The 14,822-nt window shown below is 45.5% G+C and carries 11 protein-coding genes; 10 read left to right on the forward strand and 1 reads right to left on the reverse strand.

What is annotated here, in order from left to right; all coding sequences use genetic code 11:
- The first annotated feature begins 292 nt into the window (after nt 1-292).
- The 4 genes from CC90_RS0102515 (at nt 293) to CC90_RS0102530 (ending at nt 6,026) form a co-directional block, all read left to right on the forward strand.
- The gene (locus tag CC90_RS0102515) at nt 293-2,044 is read left to right on the forward strand and encodes an ABC transporter ATP-binding protein (protein WP_330373171.1); all 1,752 of its coding nucleotides are present in this window, start codon (nt 293-295) and stop codon (nt 2,042-2,044) included.
- On the forward strand, nt 2,034-3,926 hold the full coding sequence (locus CC90_RS0102520) for an ABC transporter ATP-binding protein (RefSeq protein ID WP_031389259.1): 1,893 nt from the start codon (nt 2,034-2,036) through the stop codon (nt 3,924-3,926). Before CC90_RS0102515 ends, CC90_RS0102520 begins: the two co-directional genes overlap by 11 nt.
- A 39-nt stretch (nt 3,927-3,965) precedes the next feature.
- A complete protein-coding gene (locus CC90_RS0102525; protein ID WP_031389260.1) occupies nt 3,966-4,301 on the forward strand; it encodes an MmcQ/YjbR family DNA-binding protein in 336 nt (111 codons plus the stop codon).
- Nucleotides 4,302-4,547: 246 nt separating this feature from the next.
- A complete protein-coding gene (locus CC90_RS0102530) occupies nt 4,548-6,026 on the forward strand; it encodes a UbiD family decarboxylase (protein WP_031389261.1) in 1,479 nt (492 codons plus the stop codon).
- A 2-nt stretch (nt 6,027-6,028) separates the two neighbouring features.
- On the opposite strand, the gene CC90_RS0102535 is transcribed toward CC90_RS0102530, so the two are convergent.
- Nucleotides 6,029-6,910, reverse strand: a complete 882-nt coding sequence (locus CC90_RS0102535) for a LysR family transcriptional regulator (protein WP_031389262.1) — start codon at nt 6,908-6,910, stop codon at nt 6,029-6,031.
- 167 nt (nt 6,911-7,077) lie between these two features.
- Between CC90_RS0102535 and CC90_RS0102540 the strand changes: the two genes are divergently transcribed.
- From CC90_RS0102540 to CC90_RS0102565, 6 genes are all read left to right on the forward strand, one after another.
- Nucleotides 7,078-8,691 carry a response regulator transcription factor gene (locus CC90_RS0102540; RefSeq protein WP_031389263.1) on the forward strand — a complete coding sequence of 538 codons (1,614 nt, stop codon included), beginning with the start codon at nt 7,078-7,080 and terminating at the stop codon, nt 8,689-8,691.
- Between the two features lie 12 nt (nt 8,692-8,703).
- Entirely contained in the window at nt 8,704-9,657 is a 954-nt protein-coding gene (locus CC90_RS0102545; RefSeq protein WP_051869246.1) for a sensor histidine kinase, read from the forward strand.
- Nucleotides 9,658-9,696: 39 nt separating this feature from the next.
- The gene (locus tag CC90_RS0102550; RefSeq protein ID WP_031389265.1) at nt 9,697-11,049 is read left to right on the forward strand and encodes an ATP-binding cassette domain-containing protein; all 1,353 of its coding nucleotides are present in this window, start codon (nt 9,697-9,699) and stop codon (nt 11,047-11,049) included.
- A 102-nt stretch (nt 11,050-11,151) separates the two neighbouring features.
- Nucleotides 11,152-12,228, forward strand: a complete 1,077-nt coding sequence (locus CC90_RS0102555; protein ID WP_031389266.1) for a sugar ABC transporter substrate-binding protein — start codon at nt 11,152-11,154, stop codon at nt 12,226-12,228.
- Between the two features lie 78 nt (nt 12,229-12,306).
- Entirely contained in the window at nt 12,307-13,782 is a 1,476-nt protein-coding gene (locus tag CC90_RS0102560; RefSeq protein WP_031389267.1) for a sugar ABC transporter ATP-binding protein, read from the forward strand.
- Nucleotides 13,783-13,846: 64 nt separating this feature from the next.
- On the forward strand, nt 13,847-14,818 hold the full coding sequence (locus tag CC90_RS0102565; RefSeq protein ID WP_031389268.1) for an ABC transporter permease: 972 nt from the start codon (nt 13,847-13,849) through the stop codon (nt 14,816-14,818).
- Nucleotides 14,819-14,822 lie beyond the last annotated feature (4 nt).

Genomic DNA, 14,822 nt, shown 5'->3' on the forward strand with positions numbered 1-14,822 from the left:
GAAGGTTTAAGAAACCGGACTATTGGGGGATATTTTTTTGTCATAGGAAAGGACTTGCTGTTCTGAAGCATAAGACAAGGTTTGAGAAAACATGTTAAAAATACTAAGCCAAAATGATGGAAATGAGTTATAATAGTTTAATATGTTGAATGGGATATATGCAGCGGTATTATCTTTGATTGCTGGATTTTGCTGTTTGCGGTGGTGTATTTCTTTTCCGGCAGGTTCTCTGTCTGGAGATAGTCAGAAAATATTGAATAATGTGATTAGGTAACAAAAAGGAGTGTTAGAGATGCCAATTTATAAAGTTCTTGCGAAGAGTATACGGGAATTCAAAACGCCTTCTATTAAAGCGCCCGTATATGTTTCTTTCGAAGTGGTAATGGAGTGTATCATACCATTTATTATAGCAATGCTGGTAAATCAGATTAAAGCGGGGGGTGAATTCGGGGTAATTGCAAGATATGGCCTTGTATTGGTAATTATGGCCGCTTTATCCCTGACTTTCGGAACGCTTGCGGGAATGTCCTGTGCCACCGCCTCCAGCGGTTTTGCCCGCAATTTAAGAAAGGATTTATTTTATAGGATTCAGACGTATTCCTTTGAAAATATTGATAAGTTTTCTACGTCCTCTTTGGTAACAAGGATGACGACGGACGTATCCAACGTACAGAATGCCTACATGATGATTATCAGAACAGCGATACGCTGTCCTTTAATGCTTGTATTTTCGTTTGCCATGGCCTTTATTATGGGAGGGAAGATGGCGTTTATTTTCTTGTTTGTAACACCTTTGCTGGGAATAGGCTTGTATCTGGTCATCCGTAAAACTATACCTTTGTTCCGGAAGGTATTTCGCAAATACGATGCGCTGAACAATTCTATTCAGGAAAATGTAGCAGGGATGCGGGTGGTAAAGTCCTATGTCCGGGAGGATTATGAAAAAGAAAAATTCGAGAGAGCGGCGGAGGACGTTTGCGGGGATTTTACCAGAGCGGAAAAAATACTGGCCATCAACAGTCCTCTGATGCAGTTTTGTCTCTATACGGTTATGATATTTGTGCTGTATTTCGGCTCCTATACTATTATAACTTCGCGGGGGCTGGATCTGGATGTAGGACAGTTTTCTGCCCTGCTTACTTATAGTTTTCAGATTTTGAGCAGCTTGATGATGCTTTCTATGGTGTTCGTTATGATAACTATCGCCGGGGAATCGGCACATCGTATTGTGGAGGTATTAGACGAGGAGAGTACGATGAAAAGCCCGGAAGGGGGGCTGACTCTTGTAAAAGACGGAACTGTGGATTTTGAACATGTGAGCTTTAAATATTCTAAGGAAGCGGAGCGCATGGCCTTAGAGGGGATCGATCTGCATATAAAATCGGGAGAAACCATAGGAATTATTGGAGGAACCGGCGCTTCCAAGTCTTCTTTGATTCAGCTCATTTCCCGCCTTTACGATACGACCGAAGGCGTTGTGAAGGTAGGCGGTGCGGATGTAAGAGAGTACGACCTGGAAGCGCTTCGAAATCAAGTGGCGGTCGTATTGCAGAAAAACGTATTGTTTTCAGGAACGATAAAAGAAAACCTGCGCTGGGGAAATAAGGATGCTTCGGACGAGGAGCTGGAAGAGGTCTGCATGCTGGCACAGGCTGATGAATTTATATCTCGCTTCCCCGAGAAATATAACACCCGCATCGAACAGGGTGGAACTAATGTATCGGGAGGGCAGAAGCAGCGCCTATGTATTGCAAGAGCGCTGCTAAAGAAGCCCAAGATACTCATATTGGATGATTCCACCAGCGCGGTAGATACAAAGACAGATGCGTTGATTCGAAAAGCACTTAGGGAGTATATTCCCGAGACAACAAAAATTATTATCGCCCAAAGGACAGCATCTGTAGAGGATGCGGACCGCATTATCGTTATGGAGGGCGGTACAGTGCTCGCTATTGGTACCCATCAGGAATTGCTTGCAGGCAATGAAGTATACAGGGATGTCTATGTATCCCAGAATAAGGCAGGTGAGCAGAATGAAGAATAATAGAATTGTAAAAAAAGGCGTGCTGAAGCGTCTGATTAAAATAATGTTCGAGTTTTATCCGGTCATGCTGCCCATCGTAGTAGTATGCATTATTTTCAATGCAGTAATTTCTTCCATTCCATCTATATTCATGCAAAATATCATTGCCCTTGTGGAACGTTCCTGGCAAAATGGCGATTGGCAGTCGGTAGCAGGCCGGATTGGCGGTTTTGTGCTCCTGCTAACAGTCTGTTACATTCTTTCGTTGGCAGCATCTTTTGCCTATAATCGGATGATGGCGGTTATCACTCAGGGCTCTTTGAAAAAGCTGCGTGTGAAAATGTTCCGCGGAATGCAGGATCTCCCGATTCGTTATTTTGACTCAAATAATCACGGAGATATTATGAGTTACTATACAAACGACATCGATACCCTTCGTCAGATGATTTCACAAAGTATTCCCCAGCTAATGATGTCCGGCATTGTAGTTACGACTTTGTTTTGCATCATGATGTATTACAGCATTTGGATGACGTTTGTGGTTTTGCTTGGCGTAGTCATCATGTATCAGGTTACAAAAAAGGTGGGCGGAGGCTCCGCGAAATATTTCCTGCGCCAGCAGGTGGCGCTCGGTAGAGTAGAGGGCTTTGTGGAAGAAATAATGAACGGTCAGAAGGTCGTGAAAGTGTTCTGCCATGAGGAGGAAAGCAAGTCGGAATTTGACCGCATCAATGATTCGCTTTTTTCGGATGCGGAGCGGGCAAACAAATATGCCAATACACTGGGGCCGATACTGAATAATATCGGAAATATGCTTTATGTAGTAGTAGCTCTGACGGGAGGCTTTTTCCTACTTGCTAAGGTGCCTAATATGAGCTTTTCCGGATTAGCCTTCAGTATCAGCATTGTTGTTCCTTTCCTGAACATGACCAGACAGTTTGCGGGCAATATTAACCAAGTGTCTCAGCAAATTAACGCAGTTGTTATGGGATTGGCGGGAGCCTCCAGAGTTTTTGAGCTGATCGATGAGGAACCGGAGCCGGACGAGGGCAGCGTGACTTTGGTAAATGCCAGGGAAGTGGACGGAGAAATCGTAGAATGTGCTGAACGTACAAACATGTGGGCATGGAAATACCCCCACGGTGACGGCTCCGTTACGTATACGAAGCTGGCCGGAGATGTGAGAATGGAGGACGTAGACTTTGGCTATGTTCTGGACAAGACGATTCTTCACGACATTTCCTTGTATGCGGAGCCGGGGCAGAAGATTGCCTTTGTGGGTGCTACCGGCGCCGGAAAAACAACAATTACGAATTTGATTAATCGTTTTTATGATATAGCGGAGGGCGAGATTCATTACGACGGCATAAATATCAATAAGATAAAAAAAGCGGATCTTCGCCACTCCCTCGGTATCGTTTTACAGGATACCAATCTGTTTACAGGAACCGTTATGGAAAATATACGGTATGGCAAGCTGGATGCTTCGGACGAAGAATGCAGTGAGGCGGCGAAGCTGGCGGGAGCCCACGATTTCATTACCCGTCTGCCCCAAGGCTATGAAACACTTCTTTCCGGCAACGGAGCGAATTTGTCGCAGGGGCAGAGACAGTTGTTAGCTATTGCCAGAGCGGCCGTAGCGGATCCGCCGGCGATGATTCTGGACGAAGCAACGTCTTCTATTGATACCCGAACGGAGGCTATCGTTCAGCGGGGCATGGATGCTTTGATGAAGGGGCGTACTGTGTTTGTAATAGCGCACAGACTTTCTACGGTAAAAAATTCCGATGTGATCATGGTGCTGGATCAGGGGAGTATTGCTGAAAGAGGCAGTCATGAGCAGTTGATTGCGCAGAGAGGTAAATATTATCAGTTGTATACGGGAGCCTTTGAATTGGAATAGTGAAAGATAAATTAAGTTTAGGCACAGGAGGGATAAGAAATGCTGGAACGAAAAGAGGCAATTGTATTTTGCAGTAAACTTAAGAACGTGTACGAGGACTATCCCTTTCACGATCCCAATTGGACGGTAATGAGGCATAAGAAAAATAAGAAGGTATTTGCCTGGATATATGAAAAGGACGGGCATATATGGATTAATGTCAAGTGCAGCCCGGAGTGGAGAGACTTCTGGCGGGGAGCCTTTGAGGCCGTGCTGCCGGGCTATCATCTGAACAAAGAGCACTGGAATTCCATCATACTCAACGGAACGGTGCCCGATAAGGACATTCATCGGATGATTGAGGAAAGTTATGAGCTTACCCGTGGAAAAGGGTAGGAGGACATTTTTCAAATCATATGGTTTCGGTTCGTCCATTATTCACCCATCGGACCTTCAAAATATTGATTAAAAAAGAAGCGGAGATATATTCTATTTTGGAATATATCTCCGCTCCTTTTGAATTGCTCCCAACCTGATAAAATGGTACCTTTTCATTATAAAATCAATGTAATTATCAAAGAATTTAAGAAGTGAAGATACACGCAGGATTGTATTCCATAAAAATGAAAAGGATAAAAGAACATGAAAAAAGTAGAAGTAGAAGACTTGCGCTCCGCTCTGGAATTACTTCGTTCCATTCCCGGACAGTTAGTTGAGACAGACGTAGAAGTAGATCCCAACGCTGAATTATCGGGAGTATACCGCCATGTAGGCGCAGGCGGAACTGTAATGCGTCCGACCCAAGAAGGCCCCGCTATGGTATTTAACAGTATAAAAGGCCACGAAGGAGCCAAAATAGCCATCGGCGTGCTTTCCAGTCGTAAAAGAGTGGGATACCTGTTAGGCACTGAGCCTGAGAAGTTGGGATTTTTGCTAAAAGACAGCGTATCCCATCCAATCAAACCAATAGTAATTGAAAACAGCAAAGCGAAATGTCAGGAGATAGTGCATTATGCGGACGAGGAAGGCTTCGACATCCGCAGGCTGATTCCGGCTCCCACCAATACGCAGGATGACGCAGGCCCGTACATCACGCTGGGAATGTGTTACGCTTCCAATCCGGAGACCGGAGATTCCGACGTCACCATTCATAGAATGTGTTTGCAGTCCAAAGACGAAATATCCATATTCCTCCAACCGGGGGCCCGCCATATCGGATACTTCAGGGAGCTTGCGGAAAAAGAGGGGCGGCCGCTGCCCATCTCCATAAGCATTGGTGTCGATCCGGCAATCGAAATTGCTTCCTGCTTCGAGCCTCCCACCACTCCTTTGGGCTATGACGAGCTGCAGGCAGCAGGGGCACTGCGAAATAAGCCCGTGGAATTGGTACAATGTCTGACCATTGACGAAAGGGCGATAGCAAATGCGGAGTATATCATCGAAGGAGAGATACTTCCCTATGTAAGAGTAAGAGAGGATCAGAATTCCGGTACCGGAAAAGCCATGCCGGAATTCCCCGGCTACTGCGGGCCGGCAAATCCGAAACTTCCCGTCATCAAGGTGAAGGCGGTTACCACCCGTAGAGACCCTATTATGCAGACGTGTATCGGCCCCAGCGAGGAGCATGTTTCTATGGCGGGAATTCCTACGGAGGCAAGTATCCTTTCCATGGTGGAAAAAGCGATGCCGGGAAAATGCCTGAATGTTTACAACGCTTCTTTCGGCGGCGGCAAGTATGTGACAATTATGCAGTTTAAAAAGACGATGCCGTCGGACGAAGGACGTCAGCGTCAGGCTGCGCTATTGGCTTTTTCTTCATTTGCGGAATTAAAACATGTGATTTTGGTAGATGAAGACGTGGATATTTTTGATATAAACGATGTGATGTGGGCAATGACCACCAGATTTCAGGCGGATGTGGATTTAATTACGATTCCGGGCGTGCAGTGTCATCCCTTAGACCCCTCCAACGGACCGGAATACCATCCTGACATCCGCACAAGAGGAGTGGCATGCAAAGCGATTTTCGATTGCACTGTCCCTTTCGAGCAGAAAGACCGTTTTGAACGGGCAAAGTTTATGGAAGCGGACCCGAAGCATTGGCTGCCCGATATGTTCTGAATTCAAGCCTGCCCTTTTTTGGCGACGAAGTTCCAGAAGGTACGCGCGAAACCGGATAGCGGTCTATTCTTTATCTTGACCAGACCGATAGTGCTTCTGACCGACTCTTCCAGTGGAATGATGCGGATATTTTCATTCCGTGCATAGGTCACGGCGTGCCTCATCATAAGGGAAAGTCCTTGATTCTTAGCCACAAGCTCCAATATGTTTTCCATGCGCGTTCCGGTATATGTGACATTCGGCGTAAAGCCGCAGTTTTTGCAGGCTTGGAGACTTATATCGTAGAGCAGGGTATTCTTATTTAAGAGCATGAAGTTTTCTCCGGACAATTCGGATAGGGAGAGTTGTATGCGGTCTGAGAAGGGATGCTCCTTAGATACCACTGCAGCCATCTCATCCTCGAAAATAGGGATAGAGTCAAAGTTCTTATACAGTTTCTCAATCCTCATAAAGGCAAAATCGAACGCCTGCTCCTTAAGTCTTGTTAAGATGTCAATTCCTTCCATTTCCGATATCTCCAGCCTGATGTCGGGATAAGCGTTCTGGAAGTCGGCAATCAAACCGGTAATATTGTAGTGTGCCATCACCGGAATGCTGGCAATGGAGAGAACGCCGTTTGTCCAACCCGATCGGGCTGCCGCTGACTGGAGCAGATGCTTATAAACGGCCGCGATTTTCTCCGCGTCGGCCAATATCACTTCTCCTTCTTCGGTAAGCCGGATTTTACGGCGGCTTCGGTCGAAGAGCGAAAGTCCCAGCTCTTTTTCCAAGGAGATAACGTGCTTGGAAACGGATGACTGGGTGGTATATAGATTTTCAGCCGCCTCCGAAAAGCTTCCCGATTTGGCAACTTCAATAAAATAAAGAATATGATCGATATCCATGATGAATCCGTTTCCTTTGGGCGTATTTAAGTATTCCAATATGGAATGATTATAGGGTAACGGGAATTGTTTGTCAAATAGGTATATAGTATCATGAAAATAAAATGGGGAATTTATAATAGTAATGGATAAACTGCAGCAAGGAAATCGTATTGAGGGTAAAAAGCATGAGCTATCGAATTATTATTGCAGATGATGAACCAAAAATTATTCAGCTGATCCGCCAGTTGGGGCATTGGGAGGAATTGGGAATTGAAATTATAGCTGAGTGCCATGACGGCGAACAGGCGCTTCGCTGTATTTTGGAAAAACAGCCGGATTTCGTGCTGTCGGATATCAAGATGCCGGTGTTCGACGGCATTGAACTAATACAAAAAACGAGAGAGCACGATATGGATACATTGTTCGTCCTGCTTTCCGGATACCGCCATTTCGAGTATGCCCGCAGTGCCATCCAGCTAAACGTTATGGATTATTTGTTAAAGCCCATTGACGAAAAGCAGTTAAACGAGACACTGGACAAGGTATGCAGGCAGGTAGACCAGCTAAGGGGGCAGAAGGAAAGCCATCTGCGCCTTTCCCGCTTTGAAACGCAGAAGGGAGAAGAGCAACTTGCAGAGCTGTTCTGGCTGCTGATTGACAGGCAGCCGGAGGACGTGCGAGAGTTTGAAAAAATGACACCCCGGCAATGTAACGCTGCATATCATACGCAATTCGGTAGGGAATGCTATCAGGTGCTTTGTACCGTATCCAATCTGAGCGGAATGCTGGAGCAGAAGGATTCGCTTTTCAGCGAAAAGGTAACGGGCTTTATCCAAAGCTGTTTTAAGGATTTGGCGGTGTTCTATTACCATGCCACTTTTCAGGGACACATCATCCTTTTGAATTTCAATGAAAAGGATAAAAATGAAGTTAAGGAAGCCGTTTCGGTGCTTTATTATAACATTCAGGATTTGAGCGAGGCTTATGGCAATTTTCGCTTAAATATCGGTTGCAGCAGCATCAAATATTCCAACAGAGAACTGATAAAAGCCTTTCTGGAAGCCAATGCCACGGAATGGGGGAGGCTGATATTTTTGGGAAACAGCGTGATAGAATATGGACAGCTGGAGAAGCTGCCCAGCTTTACTCTTGCAGATTTGATATCGCCGGAAGAGGAAAGCCAGCTTTTGGACAGCCTGAAATATTTAAGAGAAGAGGAACTTAGCGATTTATTTGCCGAAGTATATAAGCGTGCCGGGAAAGTCAATAATGCCAATCCGGAAAGTATGAATCGGGCATTTTGGGGGATGTATTCGAAAATCATAAACAGTATATCTTTGGGAACAGAACAGGACCGGTTCCATGAACGATACTATTATGCTTATCTCGAAGGAAGGAACTTCCAGCAGGTAATGAAGAATTTATATGAGGTTCTGGAAAAGTTTGTAATAGAAGAGCAACAGAAGCTGAAGGAAAAGCTGGGAAAGCCCCTGGGAGAAGCTGTGAAATTCATAAAAAAGAACTATATGAACCAGATTTCGGCAGAGGATGCGGCAGAGGCAGGAAATATTTCCACTACATATTTAAGCCGTCTGTTCAAAAGCGAAATGAAAATAGGATTTACCGAATATTTGACGAAAATCCGCATGGAGGAATCCCAGAAGCTGCTGTCGGAGACGAATTACAGCATCAAGGAGATTGCCGTTATGGTAGGCTATACAGATGAAAAATATTATTCCAAGCTGTTTAAAAAAGGCATGGGAATAAAACCGACCGAATATCGCAGGCTGTACGGATAGAGAGGAGAATCCATGAAAAGAAGTATGGCGGTACAGTTTGTGATCATGACACTGAGCATATTGAGCGTGGTGCTGTTTCTGAACAGAGTCCCTTTTTTTTATATTTTATTTTGTTCGCTTTTGGAGGTAGTACTTCTTGTGTATAACGTATACGAGGCCTTTAAAACAAATCAGATGATGGAGTTTTTAGTCAGGGATAATAAACAGAAGATGAAAAAGCAGGTCTCCTGGGATGATGAGGAAGAAGAGAAGCTGAAAATTGTCCGGAGGAGAGTGGAGGTTTCGGCACTGCAAAGCCAGATCAATCCGCATTTTCTATATAATACGCTGGACAGCATACGCAGCAAAGCACTTTTGGACGGGCAGACGGAAATCGGCTCCATGACGGAGATTTTGTCCAAGTTTTTCCGCTACTGTATCAGTAACGATGACGGACTGGTAAAGATAAGGGAAGAGATCAATCATATCAAATCCTATTACTATATTCAGAAATATCGGTTTGAAGAGCGAATCCATATGGACTTTTCTGTGGAGGAGGAAGGGATTTACGATTTGTATATCCCTAAGATGACTCTTCAGCCCTTGGTTGAGAATGCGATGATCCACGGTTTGGAGAGGGTGGCGCAAAATGGAAGGATTCTGATCGAGATTATCAGTACGGAAAAGAAGGTAATCATTACGATTTCCGACAACGGAATAGGTATGGGTGCCGAGCAGCTGGAGAGGCTGAACCTTAGAATGAAGGGAGAGCTTATAGATGCTGGAATGCGCGGCAAAAGGCATAACGGAATAGCCCTTACAAACGTGAATTCCAGAATTAAAATTACCTTCGGGAGGGCCTATGGCATTCATTACCGTTCCATGGAGGGCAGCGGAACGGATGCGGTAATAACTATCCCCAGAATCGACGAATTCAAGCGGGTGCGATATGAGAAATTGTTGGATGACGATGCACTGGGCTTCTAGCCCTTTTAAGCGTCAGAGTAAGAAAGGGGCAGCTTATCTATGAGAGAATTGCTTCGAATCGCATATGGCACTCAGGATACGGATAAGAGCTACCGGCTCAGAGATTACAATATGGAAGTGTATGCGGGAGAGATTCTATATATTCAGGGATTGGCGGGGAGCGGCATCAAGGGTTTGCTGGAGCTGCTTCAGGGAGGCCGGCGGCTGACTGGCGGACAGATGTATATCGACGAGGAGCTGGTTACGGATTATGCCAAGGAGACGAAGGAAAAGTATGGGATATACACGATTACATCCGACGAGGATTTGGTTACGGACATGACGGTAGCCGAGAATCTGGAGGTGGTCAGATATCATCCACTGTCCATGAAGCTGTATAGAAAGAGGCGGACTGACGAAGCCGTAGCAAATTTTCTGCGGGAGGAGAAGATAGGAATTTCTCCCGATACGGTGTTGAACCGGTTGGACAGTGATACCCTTCCCAAGCTCAGCATGCTGAAAGCAAAAATGCACGGAGCGAGGCTTATCGTTCTGGACCTTATGGAGGACAACTACGGAGGCAGAAATGCGGAGGAAATACGCAGAATGATACAAAAGCTCAGGGAGGAAGGAACCTCCTTCCTACTTCTATCCGAGCGTTACTCCATGTTTGCGGAAATGGCAGACCGCATTCAGCTCATTCATCAGGGCAGAGATTTGATGGAATGGCACAGAATCGATGACGGGGTGCGCAATTATTTAAAGAGCGCTAAGATACATGGTTACGCGCCAAACGAGAAAGGCGGTTACGATTTTATAGGATTTTTTGACTATGAATGGAAAACAGAAATTTCGATTTGGGATTATTTAGAAAGATTTCAACGGGAGAACCCTTTATTATTCGATGAAATAATAGATGGATGCCTTCCTGAAAAGGGCAAAGGAACGAGAGATAAGACGGTAGTGATTCCGAGGGAGAGCTCGGAGCAGCTGGTAGGGAAGCTGAGCATCAGTGACAATATTATTCTGACAATTCCAGATAGAATCGGCAAAGGGCATTTAGGCTGTATTTCCCTAAAGCTGAAGAAGAGCATCACAGATGTGTTTTACCGCAAAATCGGTATTCCCGACAGCTTTGATCAGGTGAAGCAGCTAAGCCGTGTGCAGAGAAAAATATTGTCCGTATACCGGTATGAAATTGCAAGACCGAAGGTCATTTTGTTCGAAAATCCTTATTGGGGAATGGATGTAGAGGAGATCATGCAGTTTCGAAGCTATGTGGAAGATCTTTCCGAAAAGGGGATTAGGGTTATCTTTTTCTCCAAGGCGCTGGACGAATTGGAATATGACTGCGGCAGGATTTTTCTTAGGAAGGAAGGGGGATATTGGGAAGAACTGACGAGGGAGGGATAAAAATCTCCTCCTTTTTGCAGAAATTTCCACCCCGGATAAGAGAGGGCCTTTGCTACAATAACAGTGTCAGGAAACTATACATATTAAAGGAGGATATTCTTTATGAAAAAGAAGATTTTGGCAGCATTATTGACAACAACATTAGCTGTAACGGCCTTAGCAGGCTGCGGACAGAGCGCGACGGCCGAGGTCCCCGCAGCGGAGACAACACAGGCTCCTGCGCAGGAAGAAGCACAGGCCGCAGCAGAAGAAACGGCGGCGGATGCTGCTGCAGAGAGCGGGGCGGTAGCGTTAGCGGGCATGACCATCGGATATTGCATGCCGGATACTTCCGAAAGCTTTTTATCTTGGCTGTCCAACAGCGTAAAGGACCTTGCGGCAGCGGACGGAGTGACGGTTGACATCGCGGATGCGGCAGGAAGCGCTACGACGCAGATCAGCCAGATTGAAAACTTCGCGGCTTCAGGCACGGATCTCATTATCGTTATGGCGGTAGAGCCTACGGGAGTGACCGATGCTATTGAAAGAGCGCAGGCAGCAGGCTCCATGGTGATGGTGGCAGGCGGTGATACGGGAGCCTATGACGCGATTATGTTTACCGACCAGTATGAAGATGGAACGATGATGGCGGAAATGGGAGCGGCCTGGGTCGAGGCTACTTTCCCCGATGCGGAACCGGGAAGTATTGAAATCGCTCTTTTAGAGGACAGAAGCACGCCGGAAGCCAATAGCAGATGTGACGGTATGAATACGATTACAGATATCTGTGATAAGGTTACGATCGTGCAGACCGTAGGAAGCATTAAAACAAACGATGCTGCACAGGCGGCTATGGAAAATATCATGCAGACCAACCCAGAGATCAAGCTGGTGCTCAGCTATAACTCCGGCGGTGCAATGGGCGTTAACGAATTTGCTACCAGAGCTGGTTCTCCGGTAAAGGATGCCTCTCAGTTCGCAGTATTCGCCTCCGACCTCGATGAAGCTTCTATCGCAGCTATCGCTCAATCCGGCGATAACAGCTCCGTATTTCGCGGACTGATCAAGTTCGGTAGCGATGACCTTCCGGGAGATACTTATAACTTGGCGAAGAAAATACTGTTAAATGAGACATATGAGGTTGAAAATCCAGATCCGTTAACGAAGATTACCATCGATAACGTTGCAGACTATCAATAAATTATTACTTTATATCCATTTTAATAAAAGGAGGCTGTAGCGAATACGCCGCGGCCTCTTTTAGAAAAGAGGAATAATATGGAACCAATCCTTACACTTAAAAATATTACGAAATTGTACCCCGGCGTCAGGGCACTGGACGATTTTTCCATCGAATTCAAGCCGGGAGAGATACATGCGTTACTAGGAGAAAACGGTGCGGGTAAATCCACCCTGATAAAAGTAATCTCAGGGGCGATTGAGCCCACTGCCGGAGAAATTGTCTATAAAAATAAAACGTATAGCAGAATGACTCCTAAGATTTCCAGAGATAACGGGATCGAAGTCATTTATCAGGAATTTAATCTGGTGGATACGCTGTCTGCGGCTGAGAATATCTGCATGGGTGACAGGTTCGGCAGATTTGTGGACTTTAAGAAAATGGAAAAAATAGCTGCCGATATTTTTAAGCAGTTTAAGATAGATATCAATCCCAAAGCCTTGGTCGAGGGGATGACACCGGCACATAAGCAGATTGTGGAAATTTCAAAGGCGATTTCCAAAAAGTGTGAGCTGCTTATTATGGACGAGCCCAGCGCGCCTCTTACCGTAAAAGAAGTGGAGTGCATGTTCGACATCATAGAAGTGCTGAAGAAAAAGGGAATTACCATCATTTACATATCTCACCGCATGGATGAGATATTCCGTATTGCGGACAGAGTTACCGTGATGCGCGACGGGACCTTTGTAAAAACGTTATTAACAAAAGAGACCAATCGCGATGAGCTGATCAGCCTGATGGTCGGACGGGAGCTCAGCTCCGATTATCCGAAGCCGAAAAAGCATTATGACGAAGAGATTCTGCGTCTGGAGCATATTTACGGTAATGGAGACAGCAATATTTCTTTTTCCTTAAGAAAAGGGGAAATCCTGGGCCTTGCCGGTTTGGTGGGAGCGGGAAGGACGGAGCTTGCCAGACTGATTTACGGAGCAGATAGAATGGATTCGGGAAAAATCTATCTGGAAGGGAAGGAAATAAAAATCAAATCCACCTCCGATGCTATTCACTACGGAATTGGACTGATACCGGAGGATAGGAAGAATCAAGGCTGTTTTCTGGAGCAGAGCATAGAGTGGAATATTGCTTTTAATAATATTCGAAGATTTTCTAAGAGCGGAATCGTCAATCAGAAGCAAACAGAAGAGGCAGCGAAGAAATATGGGGAAGCGATGAGCATCAAAACGCCCTCTTACGTGCAGGATGTAAAGAACTTATCCGGCGGTAACCAGCAAAAGGTCGTTATTGCAAAGACTTTGGCGGCAAATTCCAGAATTATTATTTTCGACGAGCCGACTAGAGGAATAGACGTGGGAGCAAAGCAGGAAATCTATGAGCTGATGTGTGCCCTGGCAGACGAAGGAATCGGCATTATCATGATTTCTTCCGATATGGAGGAGCTGCTTGGAATGTCGCAGCGGATTATCGTGCTTGCAGAGGGAAAAAAGGCGGGCGAGCTTGAGAAAGAGGAATTCAGCCAGACTGCTGTTTTGAAATATGCATCGAGCTGTGGATGAAAATAAACAGATGCAAATAATAGAAAATGAAAAGTGTCTGCAAGGCGGACTGATAGGAGTTCAAATGAAAGAGAAAGTAATTAAAATATTAAAAAAATATACCATCATATTGGTACTGATTGGATTGATCTTATTTTTTTCCATTATCAATCCGGTATTCTTCTCCTTAACCAACTTTACGAATATTTTCGTACAGCAGTCCTACGTGATTATTGCGGCAATCGGCCTTGCGTTCGTCATGATAAGCGGCGGCATGGATTTGTCCGTAGGATATCAGATGTCTTTGGTCGGAGTCATTACGGCGGTAAGCATGATGTGGCTGAATCTTCCGGTTCTCTTTTCGGTATTAATAGGGCTTGCGATGGGAGTTCTTTTAGGCATAATCAATGGCGTGGCGGCAGTAAAGCTGAAGGTGCATCCTTTGATCATTACACTGGGTACGATGACAATTTTTCAAGGTACTTCTTATATTATTTCCAATTCCAACCCTATTTTCGGATTGCCCGACAGCTTCAAATTCTTAGGACAAGGCTATGTGGGGCCTATTCCCTTCAGCGTTATCGCAATGGTCATCGTCGCTTTTTTTGCCAGCTTCGTGCTGAATAAAACTTATTTCGGACGCTACGTATATGCACTTGGAAGCAATGAAGAGGCGGCACATCTTGCCGGTGTGAATACGAAAAAAATCAAAATATGCGTATTTATGATTTGTGGGTTCTTCGTAGCGCTTTCTGCCATCATTCTTGTCGGACGCGCAGGCTCTGCAACTTCCGCTACCGGCGTAGGTACGGAATTCACGTGCATGACAGCGGCAGTTTTGGGAGGAATCAGCTTCAAGGGCGGCAGCGGTAAGGTATGGGGCGTTATTACCGGCGTACTGATTCTCGGAGTTTTGTCCAGCGGCATGCAGATTATCGGACTGGGGACCTATCCGCAGTATATCGCGAAGGGCATCGTGCTTCTCGCGGCAGTTGGATTCGATAATTATCAGAAGAACACTAAAATCAAGAAAACCGAGAAAGCGGTGGAGGCGTAAGACA

It is taken from the genome of Kineothrix alysoides (assembly GCF_000732725.1).
In the GTDB taxonomy this organism is placed as follows: Bacteria; Bacillota; Clostridia; order Lachnospirales; family Lachnospiraceae; genus Kineothrix; species Kineothrix alysoides.

Coding starts and splice junctions, on each gene's coding strand:
- CC90_RS0102515 (WP_330373171.1), top strand. CDS start 293: ATGCCAATTTATAAAGTTCTTGCGAAGAGTATACGGGAATTCAAAACG.
- CC90_RS0102520 (WP_031389259.1), top strand. CDS start 2,034: ATGAAGAATAATAGAATTGTAAAAAAAGGCGTGCTGAAGCGTCTGATT.
- CC90_RS0102525 (WP_031389260.1), top strand. CDS start 3,966: ATGCTGGAACGAAAAGAGGCAATTGTATTTTGCAGTAAACTTAAGAAC.
- CC90_RS0102530 (WP_031389261.1), top strand. CDS start 4,548: ATGAAAAAAGTAGAAGTAGAAGACTTGCGCTCCGCTCTGGAATTACTT.
- CC90_RS0102535 (WP_031389262.1), bottom strand. CDS start 6,910: ATGGATATCGATCATATTCTTTATTTTATTGAAGTTGCCAAATCGGGA.
- CC90_RS0102540 (WP_031389263.1), top strand. CDS start 7,078: ATGAGCTATCGAATTATTATTGCAGATGATGAACCAAAAATTATTCAG.
- CC90_RS0102545 (WP_051869246.1), top strand. CDS start 8,704: ATGAAAAGAAGTATGGCGGTACAGTTTGTGATCATGACACTGAGCATA.
- CC90_RS0102550 (WP_031389265.1), top strand. CDS start 9,697: ATGAGAGAATTGCTTCGAATCGCATATGGCACTCAGGATACGGATAAG.
- CC90_RS0102555 (WP_031389266.1), top strand. CDS start 11,152: ATGAAAAAGAAGATTTTGGCAGCATTATTGACAACAACATTAGCTGTA.
- CC90_RS0102560 (WP_031389267.1), top strand. CDS start 12,307: ATGGAACCAATCCTTACACTTAAAAATATTACGAAATTGTACCCCGGC.
- CC90_RS0102565 (WP_031389268.1), top strand. CDS start 13,847: ATGAAAGAGAAAGTAATTAAAATATTAAAAAAATATACCATCATATTG.